The organism is Streptomyces lacaronensis, assembly GCF_047337785.1.
Taxonomy (GTDB): domain Bacteria; phylum Actinomycetota; class Actinomycetes; order Streptomycetales; family Streptomycetaceae; genus Streptomyces; species Streptomyces lycopersici.
Window position 1 is genome coordinate 5,754,584 of record NZ_JBLHDK010000003.1, and the last position, 15,198, is coordinate 5,769,781.

The window sequence follows — 15,198 nt, forward strand, 5'->3', positions numbered from 1 at the left end:
GCGTGCATCACCCGATCTGTCGCTGTCAACAGACCTGAGTCGACAGGGCTCAAGTTTTATATGAGGCTTACGCCCAAGCGGGCGCGGAAGAGGCGGAGGAGGGACCAAGTGGGCGAGTGGAGGGGCCAAGTGAGCGACACAGATCACCGGCTCGTCGACTACATGGGTGCCCGTCCGGGCGGGTAATCTCGGTCAAGCCACATTAAGTTACTGCTTAGTAATCGAGTACTGCTTAGTAATCCAGCTCTCGCAGGTTCGAGGAGCCCCTTATGCAACTCGCCGCGATCATCGTGTCGCTGGTCCTCACCGCGGTCGGCGTTGCCCTGCTCGGCCGGGCCGTCGCACAGTTCGTGCGCTTCTTCAAGCTCGGCGCGCCGGTCCCGGCAGGGGCCAGGACCGACAATCCCTGGCAGCGCAGTGTGACCCTGGTCCGGGAGTTCCTCGCGCACACGCGCATGAACAAGTGGGGCGTCATCGGCGTCGCCCACTGGTTCGTGGCGATCGGCTTCCTGACCCTGCCACCGACCATCATCAACGCCTATGGCCAGCTCTTCCGGGCGGACTGGACGCTGCCGATCCTCGGCGGCTTCCTCCCCTACGAGCTGTACATCGAGTTCATCGGCACGATGACCACGCTGGGCATCCTGACGCTGATGGTGATCCGGCTGCTGAACCTGCCCAGCCGGGCCGGCCGCAAGTCCCGGTTCGCGGGATCCACCGCCTGGCAGGCGTACTTCGTCGAGTACGTCATCCTCATCATCGGCCTGGCGATCATGGCACTGCGCGGCACCGAGGGCGCACTGCACCACGTCGACCATTACGAGCCCGCGTACTTCGCCTCGTATCCGCTGGTCCAGCTCTTCGACGGGCTCAGCGTGGACACCGTGCAGAACCTGACCTACTTCTTCGCGATGATCAAGCTGGGCACGACCATGATCTGGATGATCACGGTCAGCACCAACCTCGACATGAGCATCGCCTGGCACCGCTTCCTCGCCTTCCCCAACATCTGGTTCAAGCGCAACGCGGACGGCGAGGTGGCGCTCGGCGCGCTCCAGCCGATGGTGAGCGAGGGCAAGCCGATCGACTTCGAGGACCCGGACGAGGACGCCCAGTTCGGCGTCTCGCAGATCGAGCACTTCTCCTGGAAGGGCATCCTCGACTTCTCCACCTGCACCGAATGCGGCCGCTGCCAGTCGCAGTGCCCCGCGTGGAACACCGGCAAGCCGCTCTCGCCCAAGCTGCTGATCATGGCGCTGCGCGACCATTCGCACGCCAAGGCCCCGTATCTGCTCGCCGGTGGCGGCAAGACGGCCGACGGCGAGGAGAAGGCGAGCGAGGAGCAGCTCGCCGGTGTGCCCGCGGCCGCGCTGGCGGAGGCCGAGCGGCCGCTGGTCGGGATGCTGGAAGAGAATGGCGTCATCGACCCGGATGTGCTGTGGTCCTGCACCACCTGCGGTGCGTGTGTCGAGCAGTGCCCGGTGGACATCGAGCATGTCGACCACATCGTGGACATGCGCCGCTACCAGGTGATGATCGAGTCCTCGTTCCCGTCCGAGGCGGGCACGATGCTCAAGAACCTGGAGAAGAAGGGCAACCCCTGGGGGCTGGCCAAGAAGCAGCGGCTGGCGTGGACCAAGGAAGTCGACTTCGAGGTGCCGGTCGTCGGCAAGGACATCGAGGACCTCACCGAGGTCGACTACCTGTACTGGGTCGGCTGCGCGGGCGCCCTGGAGGACCGGGCCAAGAAGACCACCAAGGCCTTCGCGGAGTTGCTGCACATCGCGGGCGTCAAGTTCGCGATCATGGGCGGCGACGAGGCGTGCACCGGGGACTCCGCCCGCCGCCTGGGCAATGAGTTCCTCTTCCAGCAGCTCGGCCAGCAGAACGTCGAGATGCTGAACATGGCGTTCGGCGAGGACGCGGACGAGGGCGTCGTCGTCGAGAAGTCCAAGAAGAAGATCGTCGCGACCTGCCCGCACTGCTTCAACACCATCGCGAACGAATATCCGCAGCTGGGCGGCGAATTCGAGGTCATCCACCACACCCAGCTGCTCCAGCACCTCATCGACGAGGGCAAGCTGGTCCCGGTCACCCCGGTCGAGGGTTTGATCACCTACCACGACCCCTGCTACCTGGGCCGTCACAACAAGGTCTACACCCCGCCGCGCGAGATCATCGCCAAGGTGCCGGGGCTGCGGAACGAGGAGATGCACCGCCACAAGGAGCGCGGCTTCTGCTGTGGCGCGGGCGGCGCCCGTATGTGGATGGAGGAGCGGATCGGCAAGCGCATCAACAACGAGCGCGTGGACGAGGCGCTGTCCCTCAACCCGGACATCGTCTCCACCGCCTGCCCGTTCTGCCTGGTGATGCTGACCGACTCCGTCAACGGCAAGAAGAACGATGGCGTGGTGAAGGAAGAGCTCCAGGTCGTGGATGTGGCGCAGTTGCTCCTGGACTCGGTGAAGACCCCGGCCGCGCCGGAGGACGGCGGCAAGAACGCCGAGGAGCCGGAGCCGGCCCCGGCCAAGTAGCGCCGTAGACGTTCCGGTCTCGACGACGCGCTGAAGCCCGCCCACGGAGTCCGTGGGCGGGCTTTACGCTTGCCGGCGCTTGCCGGCGCTTGCCGGCGGCCTTATGGAGGCCATGGCGGCGTTACGGCAATGGCGCCCTTATGGCTTTCATGAGGGCCTTACGGCTTCCATGAGGGGCCCCTACGCCCGAGGCTCGCCGTTCTTCGACAGCGGCAGCGCCTGCTCGGTCCAGATGACCTTGCCGTCAGCGGTGTAGCGGGTACCCCAGCGGTCGGCGAACTGCGAGACCAGGAAGAGCCCCCGGCCGCCCTCGTCCGTCGTCCCCGCGTACCGCAGATGCGGGGAGGTGCTGCTGGTGTCGAAGACCTCGCAGATCAGACTGCGGTCGCAGAGCAGCCGCACCCGGATCGGGCCGGTCGCGTAGCGGATCGCGTTGGTGATCAGCTCGCTGAGGATGAGCTCGGTCGTGAACGCGACATCGCCCAGGTCCCACTCCGCGAGCTTCCGGGCCACCGCGGCACGCACCCCGGCCACCTGCGCCGGATCGGACGGCACCTCCCAGTCGGCGGTCAGACCGGGCTCGAGCACCCTCGTACGGGCCACGATGAGCGCGATGTCATCGCTCGGGCGATCGGGCAGCAGCGCGTCCAGCACCGCCGTACAGGCGTCCTCAGGCGTCCGGCCGGGGTGGGCGAGGGCGCCGCGCAGCATCTCCAGCCCGGTATCGATGTCCCGGTCGCGCTTTTCGATCAGCCCGTCCGTGTAGAGCACCAGATGGCTGCCCTCGGGCAGCTCCAGCTGCGCCGTCTCGAACGGCAGCCCGCCCAGGCCCAGCGGCGGCCCGGCGGGCAGGTCCAGGAACTCCACCGAGCCGTCCGGACGCACCAGCGCGGGCGGCGGATGACCGGCCCGCGCCATCGTGCAACGCCGCGTCACCGGATCGTAGATCGCGTACAGACACGTGGCTCCCGTGATCCCCTCACTGCCACCGCTGCCGTCACCGTCCAGGCCACCAGGGCCCTCGTCCTGGTCGATCCGGGCGATCAGATCGTCCAGGTGGGAGAGGATCTCATCGGGCGGGAGGTCGAGCGTGGAGAAGTTGTGCACCGCCGTCCGCAGCCGCCCCATCGTCGCCGCCGCGTGCAGACCGTGCCCCACCACATCGCCCACCACCAGCGCCACCCGCGCCCCCGGCAGCGGAATGACGTCGAACCAGTCGCCCCCGACCCCCGACTCGGCCGGGAGATAGCGGTACGCCACATCCAGCGCGTTCTGCTCCGGCAGCATCCGGGGCAGCAGGCTGCGCTGGAGGGTCACCGCCATGGTGTGCTCACGGGTGTAGCGGCGGGCGTTGTCGATGCTGACGGCGGCCCGGGTGACCAGCTCCTCCGCGAGGGAGACATCGTCCTCCTCGAAGGGCTCCGGCTTCTCCGCGCGCATGAAGCTGGCAACGCCCAGGACGACGCCCCGGGCCCGCAGCGGGACCGTGATCATCGAGTGGATGCCGTAGTCCACGATCCGGCGGGCGTGCTCGGGGTCCTGCTCCTGCCAGCCGCCGAAGTCGCCCAGGACCGGCTCGACCGTGACCGCCCCGCTGCGGAAGCCACGGGCCTGGGGCGCGCTCGGGCCGAACTCGATCAGCATGCCGAGGGGGTAGAGCGGGCCGTCGTCCCGGATGCCGCTGAGGGCCGTACGGCGCAGGACCGTACGGCCGCCATCCGCGGTCGCCACGGATGCCCACGAGGCCGCGTCCAGGCCGCCGAGGCCCGAGACCCCGTCCGGGAGCGAGACCCCGACCCCGTCCGGGGGCGAGACCCCGGCCCCGTCCGGGGGCTCCTCGCCGCGCAGCACCGAGTCCGCGAGGTCCACCGAGACATAGTCGGCGAACCGGGCCACCGCGTACTCCGCCAGCTCCTGGGCAGTGCGCACCACGTCCAGCGTGGTGCCGATGGAGACGCCCGCGTCGTACAGCAGCTTGAGGCGGTTGCGCGCGAGGTCGACCTTGCCGGACAGCGCGCGCAGCTCCGTGGTGTCGCGCAGGGTGGCGACGCTGCCGGGCGGACCGCCGTCGCGGTCGGTGGGACGGTGGCTGACGGACAGCAGCCGCTCACCCGCCGTATGGACCTCGTCGGTGGCGGGGCGCCCGGACGCCAGCAGCGCGGCGGTGTGCGGATCGAAGCCGAGCTCGGACACCAGGCGACCCTCGGCGTCCGTCGGGAGGTCGAAGAGCCGGCGCGCCTCGTCGTTGGCCAGCACCAGCCGCCCGTCGCCGCCGACGATCAGCACGCCCTCGCGGACCGAGTGCAACACCGCGTCATGGTGCTCGTACATCCGCGTCATCTCGGACGGGTCCAGCCCGTGGGTCTGGCGCCGCAGCCGCCTGCTGACCAGGGCCGTGCCCGCCGTGGCGAGCGCCATGGCGGCCGCGGCCGCGCCGAACAGCAGCGGCAGCTGATGGTCGGCGGCGCCGCTCACCTTCTTGATCGTGATACCGGCCGCGACCAGGCCGACGACCTTCCCCTGGGCGTCCTTGACGGGCACCACGGACCGTACGGACAGGCCGAGCGTGCCGGTGAAGGTCTCCTGGACCGTCCGGCCCTCGGCCGCCGGGCGGATGCTGCCCATGAAGTGCTTGCCGATCCGGGCGGGGTTGGGGTGGGTGTAGCGGATCCCCTGCGGCGTCATGGCCACGACGAAGTCGACCCCGGAGCCCTTACGGGCCCGCTCGGCGAGCGGCTGCAGCACGGCGCTGGGATCGTGGCCGCGCAGCACGCTCACCATGCCCGGCGCGTTCGCGAAGCTCTCGGCGACCGCCATGGAGCGGTTACGGGCCTCCCGCTCGCTGTCGTAGCGGGACTGCAGGACGAGCGCCACGACGGCGGCGACGACCAGCAGCAGCACGACGCCGACCTGGAGGACGAAGACCTGGCCGGCCACGGTGCGCACGCCGCGCACCGGGCTCCAGCGGTGCCGCCGCCCATAGCCGCGGCCGTTGGGATCGCCGGGACCACCGCCGGAGCCAGGGCCGGAGCCGGGGCCCGATCCACGGCCGTTCCAGCCGGTGCGCACCGACGGCCGCCCATGCGGACTCAGCTGGGCGTACGCGCTCTGCCGACCCTGCGGACCCCAGCGGTCATGGGGGCCCGGCGAGCCCTGCGGATCGGCTTGAGCGCGCCGATCGCGCTGATCCCACTGATCGCGCTGATGCCGCTGACCTCGCCGGTCTCGCTCGTCTCGCTGACCTTGCTGGTCTCGCGGGTCCTGCTGGCCCTGTCGGTCCTGCTGGTCCTGCTGGCCCCGTTGGTCCTGCTGGTCCTGCTGAACCCGCCGCCCACGTCGCTCCCATGCCGAACCGGGCCCCTCACGCCGACCGCGTGGGCGCCAGTCGGTCATCGTGCGGGCCAGCGGAACCCGTGGTCGACCGTAAAGTCCGGCCATGTCGCTATTTTTAGCACCCTCGCTCAGCGGCAGGCGAGCGGCGTCCTCCGCCGCCGGCCGAGCGCTCCCGTCCGACATCGCGACTACACCCCGCCCGCGCCCTCTTTCACCGGTCTCGTCGCCTCACCCGTCATCCGCACACCGTGCGTTAAGCACATGGTTGCCCCCGCTTTTCCGCATCGAAGTTCCCCGCCGGACGTACCGATACTGGCCGTGAAGTATCCCTTCTCACAACGATGTTGCGAATTCCCTACAGGATCATGCCCAACGCGGCATCCGTAAATGTCCTGGACGGCCCTTGTGCTCCAAAGGTCATCTTTACAGTCAAGCGGACTGGTCGATCCCGCATCATCCGCAAAGATCACCGAGGCGCGGCCCGCCGGAGCGCCAGGCATCACCCTCGTAACGAAGTGCCGTGCCCCATGGCCTCAGCCGCCCTGATGGGTTGAGGTGGCCCGATGACGCCAGCACCTCCCCCCACAGCACCACCCGGCCGCGTCCCGGGCCCCCGACGCCGCTCTCTCCCCCGCGTCCCCCACGTCCCCCGCGTCTCCACCGCCTCAGTCGCCGCCTCTGCCGCCTCTGCCGCCACTTCCCTCACCACCGCCGTCGCCGCCGGTACGGCCTGTCTGGCGCTGCTGCTCACCGCCTGCGGCCCCGACGACGGCGCACGAGGCGAGCGCGACGGCTCCGCCACCGGGTCCGTCATCACCCCCACCGCGACCGCGCCCGTCCCCCACGGCAAGGGCAGCCGGCTGCCGGACGACGTCAACGGCGACGGCTACCCCGATCTGCGCGTCCCCGTCCCGTCCGGCAAAGGGGGGCTGCCCAGCCGGATCGCCTTCGTCCACGGCTCGCCCCACGGCCTGAATCCCGCCACCCGCACCGTGCTCCGCCACCGCGACCTCGGCCTGCCGTCCCAGGACGTCACGGTCGCGGGCGCGACCGAGGTGGCCACGGCCGACCTCGACGGCGACGGCTACGCCGACGTCACCACCACGGCGGGCGAGGCGCTCGGCAAGCAGGAGACCGAGCGCACCCAGGCCACCGTCCGGACCGTCCCCTACATCTCCTGGGGCGGCCCCGGCGGCCCCCGCGGCACCCGCTCCGCCGCCCGCGTCCAGCTGACCGGCCCGGACGACGGCGTGGACGCCCAGCGCCCCACCGTCGGCGACTTCAACGGCGACGGCCACCACGACCTGGCCCTGGTCCGCGCGGACCGGCACTCGCTGCTGGTGCTGTACGGGCCGTTCAACCGGGCGGGCAGGGCCGCCCGGACCGTGCCGTACGCGAGCCCACTGGAGGGCCACGGCGAGATCGGCGATCTCATCGCCGACACGATCGCGGACACCGCCGACGGCCACCGCGCCACCGATCTGGTGGTGCACGCGCTCAACGACAACGACCAGTCCGGCTCCACCCTCCTCGCCGCCGGGTCCCACGGCCTCGGCCACACGGGCCGCGGGCTGCGCGAGGGCAACTCGATCGCCTTCGGCGACTTCGACGGCGACGGCCGCCGCGATGTCGCGGTCGGCGACAGCGGCACCCGTAACGACGAGCCGGGCGTGGAGACGGAGCGGCCGGACATCGGCAAGACGGTGAGCGTCTACCACAAGGGGGCGGCGCGGACGTCCGGTTCGGTTCCGCGCCCCCTCAAGGTGCCCGGGATGTCGGGCACCCTGGCCGCCGCCGATACGGATGGCGACGGCACCGATGAACTGGCCGTCTCGCTCGGGCGGGGCGGCGTCGAGCTGCTCACCCTGCGGGGCTCCCACCCCGCCACGACCCGCATCGCCGGGCGCCACCTGCTGACCCGCGCGGCACCCGCCGTCGTGGACGGCAAGACCATCCGTAAGGGCGAGCGCGCGGCCCGGCTCTACGGCGTCGCGGACTTCGATCACGACGGTAAGGACGAGGTCGTCCTGGCGTGGGGCCCCGGTCTGGCCTTCTCGCGGTACGGCGAACGCCCCGAGTGGTGGTGGATCACGGACGGCACGGCGGACAAGACGGCGTTCAGCAGCAAGCCGTTCGCGGCGGACGCGAACTAGGACGCGTACTAGGACGCGTACTAGGACGCGGACCAGAACGCAGACAGAAGCAGACAGAACGCAGACCAGGACGCAGACAGGACGGGCGAACGCCGGACCAGCGCCGGACCAAGGCCGGAGGCACACCGGCTGCCCTCACCCACCCCGGCGTCCTCGTCAGCCGTGCCCAACGCCGGGGGCATACCGGCTGCCCCCACCCACCACCGGGGGAAAACCCATAAGGGACCCCCTAGGGGATGTCACAGCTCGGCCGCAATGCCTGGTCCGCTCACACAGCTCCCGCACCCGGCCCGCGACGACCGGGTACGTTCGAATGGTGGCTGGATTCAGGATCGGACGCGGACGGGACTCCCACTCCGCGCAACAAGGGCAGCGGCAGCGGCCGCCGCAGCCGCCGTACGGACAGAACGACCCGTACGGCGGTCAGCAGCAGCCGCAGTGGCAGCAGCCCTCCTCACAGGGAGAGCCGGAGTATTTCGGCGGCCAGGACCCGCACTACGGCCCCGGGCCCGGGCAGGGCCCCGGCCCGGGAGGCTACGGCCAGGGGCAGAGACCGTACGGCCAGGGCGGCGGCCCGTACGCCGACGACAACTCGGGCCATACACAGCAGTTCAGCGTCGGCGAGGCGCCCGACGCGTACGACCCGTACGGCCAGGGCCCCGGTTCGTACGGCGACGGCTACGGCGGGCAGACATACCGCGCAGGCTCCTCCACGGCCCCGCCCGCCGGCCCCCGGCTGCACTGGCAACAGCTGCTGAGCGGCATCGTGCTGCGCCCGTCGGCCACCTTCTGGCAGATGCGGGACTACGCGGTGTGGGGCCCGGCGCTGATCGTGACCTTCGTCTACGGTCTGCTGGCGGTCTTCAGCTTTGATGACGCCCGTAAGGACGTCCTCAACGCCCCCATGTCCAACAGCATCCCTTGGGTGCTCACCGCGGGCGTCGCCATGCTGATCAGTGGGCTGATCCTGGGCGCCGTCACCCACACGCTCGCCCGCCAGCTGGGCGGCGACGGCACCTGGGCGCCGACCATCGGCCTGTCGATGCTGATCATGTCGATCACGGACGCGCCGCGGCTGGTGTTCGCGCTCTTCCTGGGCGGGGACAGCTCGCTGGTGAAGGTGCTGGGCTGGGTGACCTGGCTGGCGGCGGGCGCGCTCTTCACGTTGATGGTGAGCAAGTCGCACGATCTGCCGTGGCAGAAGGCGCTGGGCGCGTCGGCGCTCCAGCTGATCGCGCTGCTGAGTCTGCTGAAGCTGGGAACGCTGTGAAACTGGGACCGCGGTAGTGCTGGGAACGCGGTGAAGCCCGCACCACAGCCCGCATGACCAAGGGGCCCGCACCGGCGGGCCCCTCATCTACGCGTCATCGCCGCAGCTACGCGTCATCGCCGCCGGTGTCAGGCGTCCCGCACTTGCCCCTCCCGCCGCACGACGGGCGGTTCCACGCTCCACGGGAAGTTGATCCACTGATCGGTGCGCTGCCAGACGTACTCGCACTTCACCAGCGACTGCGGCTTCTCGTAGATCACCGCACTGCGCACCTCGGCGACCGTGCCGAGGCAGAAGTCCCGGACCAGCTTCAGCGTCTTGCCGGTGTCCGCCACGTCATCGGCGATCAACACCTTCTTGTCGGAGAAGTCGATCACGTTGGGCACCGGCGCGAGCATCACGGGCATGTCGAGGGTGGTCCCCACGCCCGTGTAGAACTCCACGTTCACCAGGTGGATGTTCTTGCAGTCGAGCGCGTAGGCCAGCCCACCGGCCACGAAGACCCCGCCGCGGGCTATGGAGAGCACGACGTCGGGCTCATAGCCGTCCCCGGCGACCTTCTCCGCCAGCTCGCGGACCGCGACCCCGAACCGCTCATACGTAAGGTTCTCGCGCTGCTCACCCACTCCGCTCACACCTTGGTCCGGTGGAAGCTCTGGAACGACCGCGAGGGCGTCGGCCCGCGCTGTCCCTGATAGCGGGAGCCGTAACGGGCGGAGCCGTAAGGATGCTCCGCGGGCGACGTCAGCCGGAACATGCACAGCTGCCCGATCTTCATCCCCGGCCACAGCTTGATCGGCAGCGTCGCGACATTCGACAGCTCGAGCGTGACATGCCCGGAGAACCCCGGGTCGATGAACCCCGCCGTGGAGTGCGTCAGCAGCCCCAGCCGCCCCAGACTCGACTTCCCCTCGAGCCGCGAGGCGATGTCATCCGGCAGCGTCACGACCTCGTACGTCGAGGCGAGCACGAACTCCCCCGGGTGCAGGATGAACGCATCCTCACCCTCAGGCTCCACCAGCCGCGTCAGATCGGGCTGCTCCACCGCCGGGTCGATATGCGGATAGCGGTGGTTCTCGAACACCCGGAAGAACCGGTCCAGCCTTACATCGATACTCGACGGCTGCACCATCGCCGGATCGTACGGATCAATCCGCACCCGCCCTGCGTCGATCTCGGCCCGGATGTCCTTGTCTGAGAGAAGCACCTGAAGAGGATACGCACATCACAGGCACCCCCACGGCACAGGCCCGGTCCCACCGGACCGGGCCCGCACCCTGCGACTTCATCAGCTACCGCTCACCGCTTATCGGCTCCCACCGGCACCGCGTGCCGGAGCCGAGCGCAACGCGGACACCGCAGCAACCGGCCGGGGCCGATGCGATCGACGGTGAGGTGCTGCATCGGGAACGAGGAGGTGCTGAACACATGCCCTTCAGCACAACGGACGACGGTGCGCTCCATTGAGTCCCTTCCCCAAGAACGTGGACGGCGTGGACGACAAAAGCCACATTAGGGGATCAACCACCCACCACTCCACGCGGCGCTCCGCACCCCCACCGTACGCCCAACTCCCGCACCCCAACAGCCGCTTCCACCCCATGGACACCCCCGAAAATCCACCCCAAAACCACACCAAGCCCCCCTCAAAACACCCCCGAACCCACCCCACCTCACCTCCGCCTTGGCCCCGTCTTGACCCCGACCGGACCCCGAACAGCACGAAGACCCCACGACGAATGCGCCGGGGGTCAGCCATGGGGTAAAGTGTGCGACGATGCGGCGCCAGAGAATCAGGCGCCTCTCGCGGGTGTAGTTTAATGGTAGAACATGAGCTTCCCAAGCTCAGAGCGCGGGTTCGATTCCCGTCACCCGCTCCACAACGAAGGCCCAGGTCAGCGATCTGGGCCTTGTTCATTGTCTAGACCGCGCTAAGCGTCTTACACCAGATCCGCGCCAGAAGGCCTCGTCTCTCCAACCGGGTGGGCACACCGACCCGGCACGGGTCGACAACTCCGCACGGGAGAGGGCGGACTGTCCTTCGAGGCCCTCCGCAGCGCGTGTCGGACTTCAGAGGGGTAGATCGTCAGGCAGGACGCGGAAGGCCTTGTGATGGCCGAGGGGGCGTACGGCGCGGAAGTCTCGGCGATCTAGGGTGAGGATCGCGTCGGTGTCGTAGTCGGCCGCCAGGGCGACGTTCACCACGTCGGTGAGATCCAGGTCGAGCGCCAGGTAGCGGGATCGGACGGTCTGGGCGATGCCGAGGTGGCCCTCAGTAATCTCCGGTACGGATACCCGGCCGCGTCGCATCCAGCCCCGGATGTCGTCGATCGCGCTCACTGCGGCCTCGCGGCCGAGTTCGCGGGTTGCCACGTGGTCGAGCTCAGCAAGCAGCAATGGAGACATGACGAGCAGCCCGGCAGCCATGATGGCCTCCTGCGCCGCGTCATGCTCCGGGTGCGTGGAATCGAGCGCTGCCAGCAGGCCGGAGGTGTCAGCGATGACGACGATCACGCAGCAGTTCCTGAACCGGTTTCGCGCTGGGCAGCGTCAGCAACGACATCACGCACCTCGCCCTTGGTAAGAGTGCGCCCAGGGCCGGGGAAAGTGCGAGAGAACAACGGCTCGTCCCACACGCGATTGGCCATGGCAGCAAGATGGATGCCCTGCCGGATGATCTCGGCCTCACTGATACCGCGACGCTTGGCGGCCTCCTTGATGATGGCGAGGTCTTCCGGGTCGGCATAGACGTTGGTGCGCTTCATGGACATGTACCTAGAGTAACATATGTACCAATGCGGTGTATGTCAGCGTTCGATCCCCTCGGCGTAACACGCTGGTCACCCCGTCTCGGCCGTGCCCGATGTGTGCCCGCTGGAGCGGCGAACCACGGTCAATGACGGCGTGGGGCCAGCCCGGACGTGACTCAGCACAGCACCCGTTCCAGCAGGTGAGAGCCGGTTCCGCGCCCACCACGCCCCGTGATCCCAAGCTCAGAGCGCGGGTTCGATTCCCGTCACCCGCTCCAGCACAAAGCCCCAGGCCAACGGCCCGGGGCTTCCTTATTGCCCAGACCGCTCAAAGGTCACCGTGCCCGTTCCGTGCCAGAAAGCTGTCACACGTGTCCGGCGGTCACGTTCACTCCCCCGTGCCCTGATCCGCACTGTCGATGCGTTCGACAGCCCCCATCAGGCATGCTGGATCCATGAGCAGGTATGCAGCGGCGAAGCCGTACGTACTGCCGGAGTCGCTCGACGAGCTGTGCGGGCCGACGGTCGGCAGTGTCACGTTGCCGCGCCACATCGACTGGGGTCCGCGCTACGTTTACGACCTGACCGACGAGGCCGACTTTCGGCTGATGTACGAGCGGGTCATCCGCGAGGCCCAGACACGCGACGACCTCAACGCATACCTGAACGCGATGCCCCTGCGGAGGATGTGGCGCGACCTGTTCCTCCCCCTCCCGGTCAAGACGGCGTGGGAAACCCGGTTCCCCGAACTCCGCGAACCGGGCGCCACGACCGCGGCCGCCTAGTGGACGAGCTGCACCGCCAACTGATCCGCATCGGGCTGGAGGCGCTCGCCAAGGACTACGGATACGCCCTCGCGGGCGGCTACGCCGTCCAGGCCCACCACATCGTCAACCGAATCAGCGACGACGTAGACCTCTTCGCCCCCTTCGAGAGGGCGAGGCGGGAGATGAGCCAGGCCGCGGAGCGGATTACCACCGCCTACGAGGCCGCTGGATACACCGTCGAGCAGGTCCACCTGACTCCCACCTACACCAGGTTGAACGTCACCGACCCAGCTTCAGGCACGCAGAGCAAGGTGGAGCTCGTTGCCGAGTTCCTGCACCACACACCAGTCGAATCCGACCTCGGCCCGGTACTCCCACCGCGACGACGTCGCCGCAGGTAAGACCAGCGCACTGTTCACCCGAGCCGAGGTCCGCGACGCCATCGACGTCGCAGGGCTGTTGAAAGCCGGCTACACCCGCGAACAGCTCATGGACCCTCGCCGCTCAAAACGACGCGGGCTTCGACCACCGCATGTTCGCCGACTCGCTCGGCCGCATCCACCAGTACACCGACAAGCAGTTCGCCGCCTACGACCTCACCCCTGAAGAGGCCGCCGCGATCCGCGGCACCTTCGCCGACTGGCAGCAGCAACTCCTTTGAACCGGCGCTCTTCCCCCGGCAGCGCGGACCGCCGCTCCTATCTCCGCCGCGCTCCAACGCGGCCTCCATGCCTCGCGACAACAGCCAGCGCCTTGGCTAAGGCTCGCATCGGGCAAGGCCAGGGGGCCACTCGCGCACAAAGCAGGCAGGCCCAAAACCTGCCCAAGTCGCCAAGCAGCGTGCGGCCTTTGGCCATGCCCGACCCCAAAGCGGACAGGCCACCGCCCAAGCCCACTCCGCCGACCTCAACTGCGCCGCCCCGAGCAGATCACTTGCCGAGACCCCCTCGGTCTATAAAGCATGACCGTTATGGAGGCGGAGGTAGTAGCAGGGTGGATCGCTGGTCTGGCAGGACTGGGCGGAGCAGTCGTCGGCGCGGCGGGGGCACTAGCAGGCGGATGGTTGCAACAGCGCCAGCAAGAAAAGGCAGCAATCAAGGAAAGACGAGAAACATACGGCAGGGATGCAGCAAAGGCCGCCCTAACTAAATTCATGCAGTTGGATTACGAGCTCAGTGATTACATAGTGGGAACAGTAACGCCAGAAGAATACTGGTTGCACGATACCCTACAAAAGATACGAGCCGCAGAAGTAGCTGCTTTACAGGTGCCCAGCGGGGATGGCCTGAGAGAGCGACTCGACTCCGCCTTCGACACATTCAGGAAATACTATATGACCGGCTGGAATCCAGTTACTCAACAGACCTGGTTCTCCAGCATGACACGTGAAGCCATAGAATTGCTTGCTGCTTTCCTCCGTGGGGACCCGCTTCCCCCAGTGAGCGACGTATTTAAGCAGCTCAGAGCGCGGGTTCGATTCCCGTCACCCGCTCCAGACAGAAGCCCCAGGCCAGCGGCCCGGGGCTTCTTCGTTGCCCGGGGCCGCTGGCGTCTCCGGCAACTCGTGATGACGCACCAAGATCAGCACGACGCGATCGCACTTGGGCCAAAGCGATCAAAACACGTCGGGTGTTGTGTCGCGGACGAGGCGCGGGCGTAGGCTCAGCCGAGCGTCCGCAACAACGGCCAGGCTCACGATGATCACGCAGACCGCCGCCCAGGAGACGTTCCGATGACCGAGCAGCCCTCTGCCCCCGACGGGCCCCTGATCCCCATGCCGGCGCTCACTCCGGCAGCGCTCCGCGCAGCGGTCGCCCAGATCGCCCCCGCCCAGTTGCCTTCCTTCGTCGAGCACCTCGACCGCGCGGTTGAACAAGCCGCCACCCAGAGCACTATCGCTCCGCTGCGTACCTTCCTCCTTTGGTGGGGAGAGTTCGTTGCCATCGAGCGCTACCCCGCGCGAGCGGCCCGCCTGCGTGAACTGGAAGCCGTAGCGGAAGAAGCAACGGACCGCGAGGCCCTGCGTTCCGCACTCGCCGAGATGCGACAGATCACAGACCTGGCGCAGCGCGAGATCTCCGCGTGAGCGATGACTGGACCTGGGTCTACGACCCCGATGCCGAGCATGTCGTAGGCGGCCTGCCTCACGAAGTCGTGGCCGAGGTAGAGCGCTTGGCTGAGCAGCTGACGGTCCTGCGCCGCGACGCGGTCGACGTCGGCCGCGGAAATCGGCACGGCGGAGGCCTGCGGACACAGGACATTTTCGGAGGACGGGGCTTCTTCATGTTCATGGCTCTGGAGCGGCTCGAACTGGTTGTGATCACCCGCGTCACATGGCTCGGCTGATCGGCGACTACGGCGCCAGCCTGCATGCGATCGGCCCGCTGGCTG

At 68.4% G+C, this 15,198-nt stretch carries 14 protein-coding genes and 1 tRNA gene; 9 read left to right on the forward strand and 6 right to left on the reverse strand.

Going from position 1 to position 15,198, the window contains the following annotated elements; genetic code table 11:
• The first annotated feature begins 269 nt into the window (after positions 1-269).
• Positions 270-2,534 (forward strand): (Fe-S)-binding protein, encoded by a 2,265-nt coding sequence (locus tag ACMTAK_RS24895; RefSeq protein WP_413808265.1) that lies wholly within the window; start codon positions 270-272, stop codon positions 2,532-2,534.
• A 180-nt stretch (positions 2,535-2,714) separates the two neighbouring features.
• Here the strand turns inward: ACMTAK_RS24895 and ACMTAK_RS24900 are convergent, their stop codons facing one another.
• Complete coding sequence (locus tag ACMTAK_RS24900; protein WP_413808266.1) at positions 2,715-5,603, reverse strand: SpoIIE family protein phosphatase; 2,889 nt, start codon at positions 5,601-5,603, stop codon at positions 2,715-2,717.
• A 20-nt stretch (positions 5,604-5,623) separates the two neighbouring features.
• On the reverse strand, positions 5,624-5,869 hold the full coding sequence (locus ACMTAK_RS24905) for a hypothetical protein (protein ID WP_413808267.1): 246 nt from the start codon (positions 5,867-5,869) through the stop codon (positions 5,624-5,626).
• Between the two features lie 561 nt (positions 5,870-6,430).
• Between ACMTAK_RS24905 and ACMTAK_RS24910 the strand changes: the two genes are divergently transcribed.
• Both ACMTAK_RS24910 and ACMTAK_RS24915 read left to right on the forward strand, forming a co-directional pair.
• Positions 6,431-8,020, forward strand: a complete 1,590-nt coding sequence (locus ACMTAK_RS24910; RefSeq protein ID WP_413808268.1) for a VCBS repeat-containing protein — start codon at positions 6,431-6,433, stop codon at positions 8,018-8,020.
• A 313-nt stretch (positions 8,021-8,333) separates the two neighbouring features.
• Positions 8,334-9,290, forward strand: a complete 957-nt coding sequence (locus tag ACMTAK_RS24915) for a Yip1 family protein (RefSeq protein WP_413808269.1) — start codon at positions 8,334-8,336, stop codon at positions 9,288-9,290.
• Between the two features lie 128 nt (positions 9,291-9,418).
• Here the strand turns inward: ACMTAK_RS24915 and ACMTAK_RS24920 are convergent, their stop codons facing one another.
• Positions 9,419-9,916 (reverse strand): phosphoribosyltransferase, encoded by a 498-nt coding sequence (locus ACMTAK_RS24920; RefSeq protein ID WP_413808270.1) that lies wholly within the window; start codon positions 9,914-9,916, stop codon positions 9,419-9,421.
• A gap of 5 nt (positions 9,917-9,921) precedes the next feature.
• The gene (gene dcd, locus ACMTAK_RS24925) at positions 9,922-10,497 is read right to left on the reverse strand and encodes a dCTP deaminase (RefSeq protein ID WP_037954192.1); all 576 of its coding nucleotides are present in this window, start codon (positions 10,495-10,497) and stop codon (positions 9,922-9,924) included.
• A gap of 599 nt (positions 10,498-11,096) precedes the next feature.
• On the opposite strand from dcd, the gene ACMTAK_RS24930 reads away from it, so the two are divergent.
• Positions 11,097-11,170: transfer RNA gene (locus ACMTAK_RS24930), tRNA-Gly, on the forward strand.
• A gap of 190 nt (positions 11,171-11,360) precedes the next feature.
• On the opposite strand, the gene ACMTAK_RS24935 is transcribed toward ACMTAK_RS24930, so the two are convergent.
• Complete coding sequence (locus tag ACMTAK_RS24935) at positions 11,361-11,804, reverse strand: PIN domain-containing protein (RefSeq protein ID WP_161560575.1); 444 nt, start codon at positions 11,802-11,804, stop codon at positions 11,361-11,363.
• Positions 11,801-12,061 carry a ribbon-helix-helix domain-containing protein gene (locus tag ACMTAK_RS24940; protein ID WP_086884284.1) on the reverse strand — a complete coding sequence of 87 codons (261 nt, stop codon included), beginning with the start codon at positions 12,059-12,061 and terminating at the stop codon, positions 11,801-11,803. Before ACMTAK_RS24940 ends, ACMTAK_RS24935 begins: the two co-directional genes overlap by 4 nt.
• A 434-nt stretch (positions 12,062-12,495) precedes the next feature.
• On the opposite strand from ACMTAK_RS24940, the gene ACMTAK_RS24945 reads away from it, so the two are divergent.
• From ACMTAK_RS24945 to ACMTAK_RS24965, 5 genes are all read left to right on the forward strand, one after another.
• Positions 12,496-12,825, forward strand: coding sequence for a hypothetical protein (locus ACMTAK_RS24945; RefSeq protein ID WP_346166085.1), 330 nt, complete (start codon positions 12,496-12,498; stop codon positions 12,823-12,825).
• Positions 12,825-13,208 carry a nucleotidyl transferase AbiEii/AbiGii toxin family protein gene (locus ACMTAK_RS24950; RefSeq protein WP_413808271.1) on the forward strand — a complete coding sequence of 128 codons (384 nt, stop codon included), beginning with the start codon at positions 12,825-12,827 and terminating at the stop codon, positions 13,206-13,208. The genes ACMTAK_RS24945 and ACMTAK_RS24950 overlap by 1 nt, the downstream gene beginning before the upstream one ends.
• Before the next feature lie 131 nt (positions 13,209-13,339).
• Entirely contained in the window at positions 13,340-13,468 is a 129-nt protein-coding gene (locus ACMTAK_RS24955) for a hypothetical protein (protein ID WP_413808272.1), read from the forward strand.
• A gap of 1,071 nt (positions 13,469-14,539) precedes the next feature.
• Positions 14,540-14,893 carry a hypothetical protein gene (locus ACMTAK_RS24960; protein WP_413808273.1) on the forward strand — a complete coding sequence of 118 codons (354 nt, stop codon included), beginning with the start codon at positions 14,540-14,542 and terminating at the stop codon, positions 14,891-14,893.
• Positions 14,890-15,153, forward strand: a complete 264-nt coding sequence (locus ACMTAK_RS24965) for a hypothetical protein (RefSeq protein ID WP_413808274.1) — start codon at positions 14,890-14,892, stop codon at positions 15,151-15,153. The genes ACMTAK_RS24960 and ACMTAK_RS24965 overlap by 4 nt, the downstream gene beginning before the upstream one ends.
• Positions 15,154-15,198 lie beyond the last annotated feature (45 nt).

What these genes read in the sequence shown, in the direction of transcription:
- ACMTAK_RS24940 (WP_086884284.1), bottom strand. Translation starts at nt 12,061, where the DNA reads ATGTCCATGAAGCGCACCAACGTCTATGCCGACCCGGAAGACCTCGCC.
- ACMTAK_RS24945 (WP_346166085.1), top strand. Translation starts at nt 12,496, where the DNA reads ATGAGCAGGTATGCAGCGGCGAAGCCGTACGTACTGCCGGAGTCGCTC.
- ACMTAK_RS24895 (WP_413808265.1), top strand. Translation starts at nt 270, where the DNA reads ATGCAACTCGCCGCGATCATCGTGTCGCTGGTCCTCACCGCGGTCGGC.
- ACMTAK_RS24910 (WP_413808268.1), top strand. Translation starts at nt 6,431, where the DNA reads ATGACGCCAGCACCTCCCCCCACAGCACCACCCGGCCGCGTCCCGGGC.
- ACMTAK_RS24960 (WP_413808273.1), top strand. Translation starts at nt 14,540, where the DNA reads ATGACCGAGCAGCCCTCTGCCCCCGACGGGCCCCTGATCCCCATGCCG.
- ACMTAK_RS24955 (WP_413808272.1), top strand. Translation starts at nt 13,340, where the DNA reads ATGTTCGCCGACTCGCTCGGCCGCATCCACCAGTACACCGACAAGCAG.
- ACMTAK_RS24915 (WP_413808269.1), top strand. Translation starts at nt 8,334, where the DNA reads ATGGTGGCTGGATTCAGGATCGGACGCGGACGGGACTCCCACTCCGCG.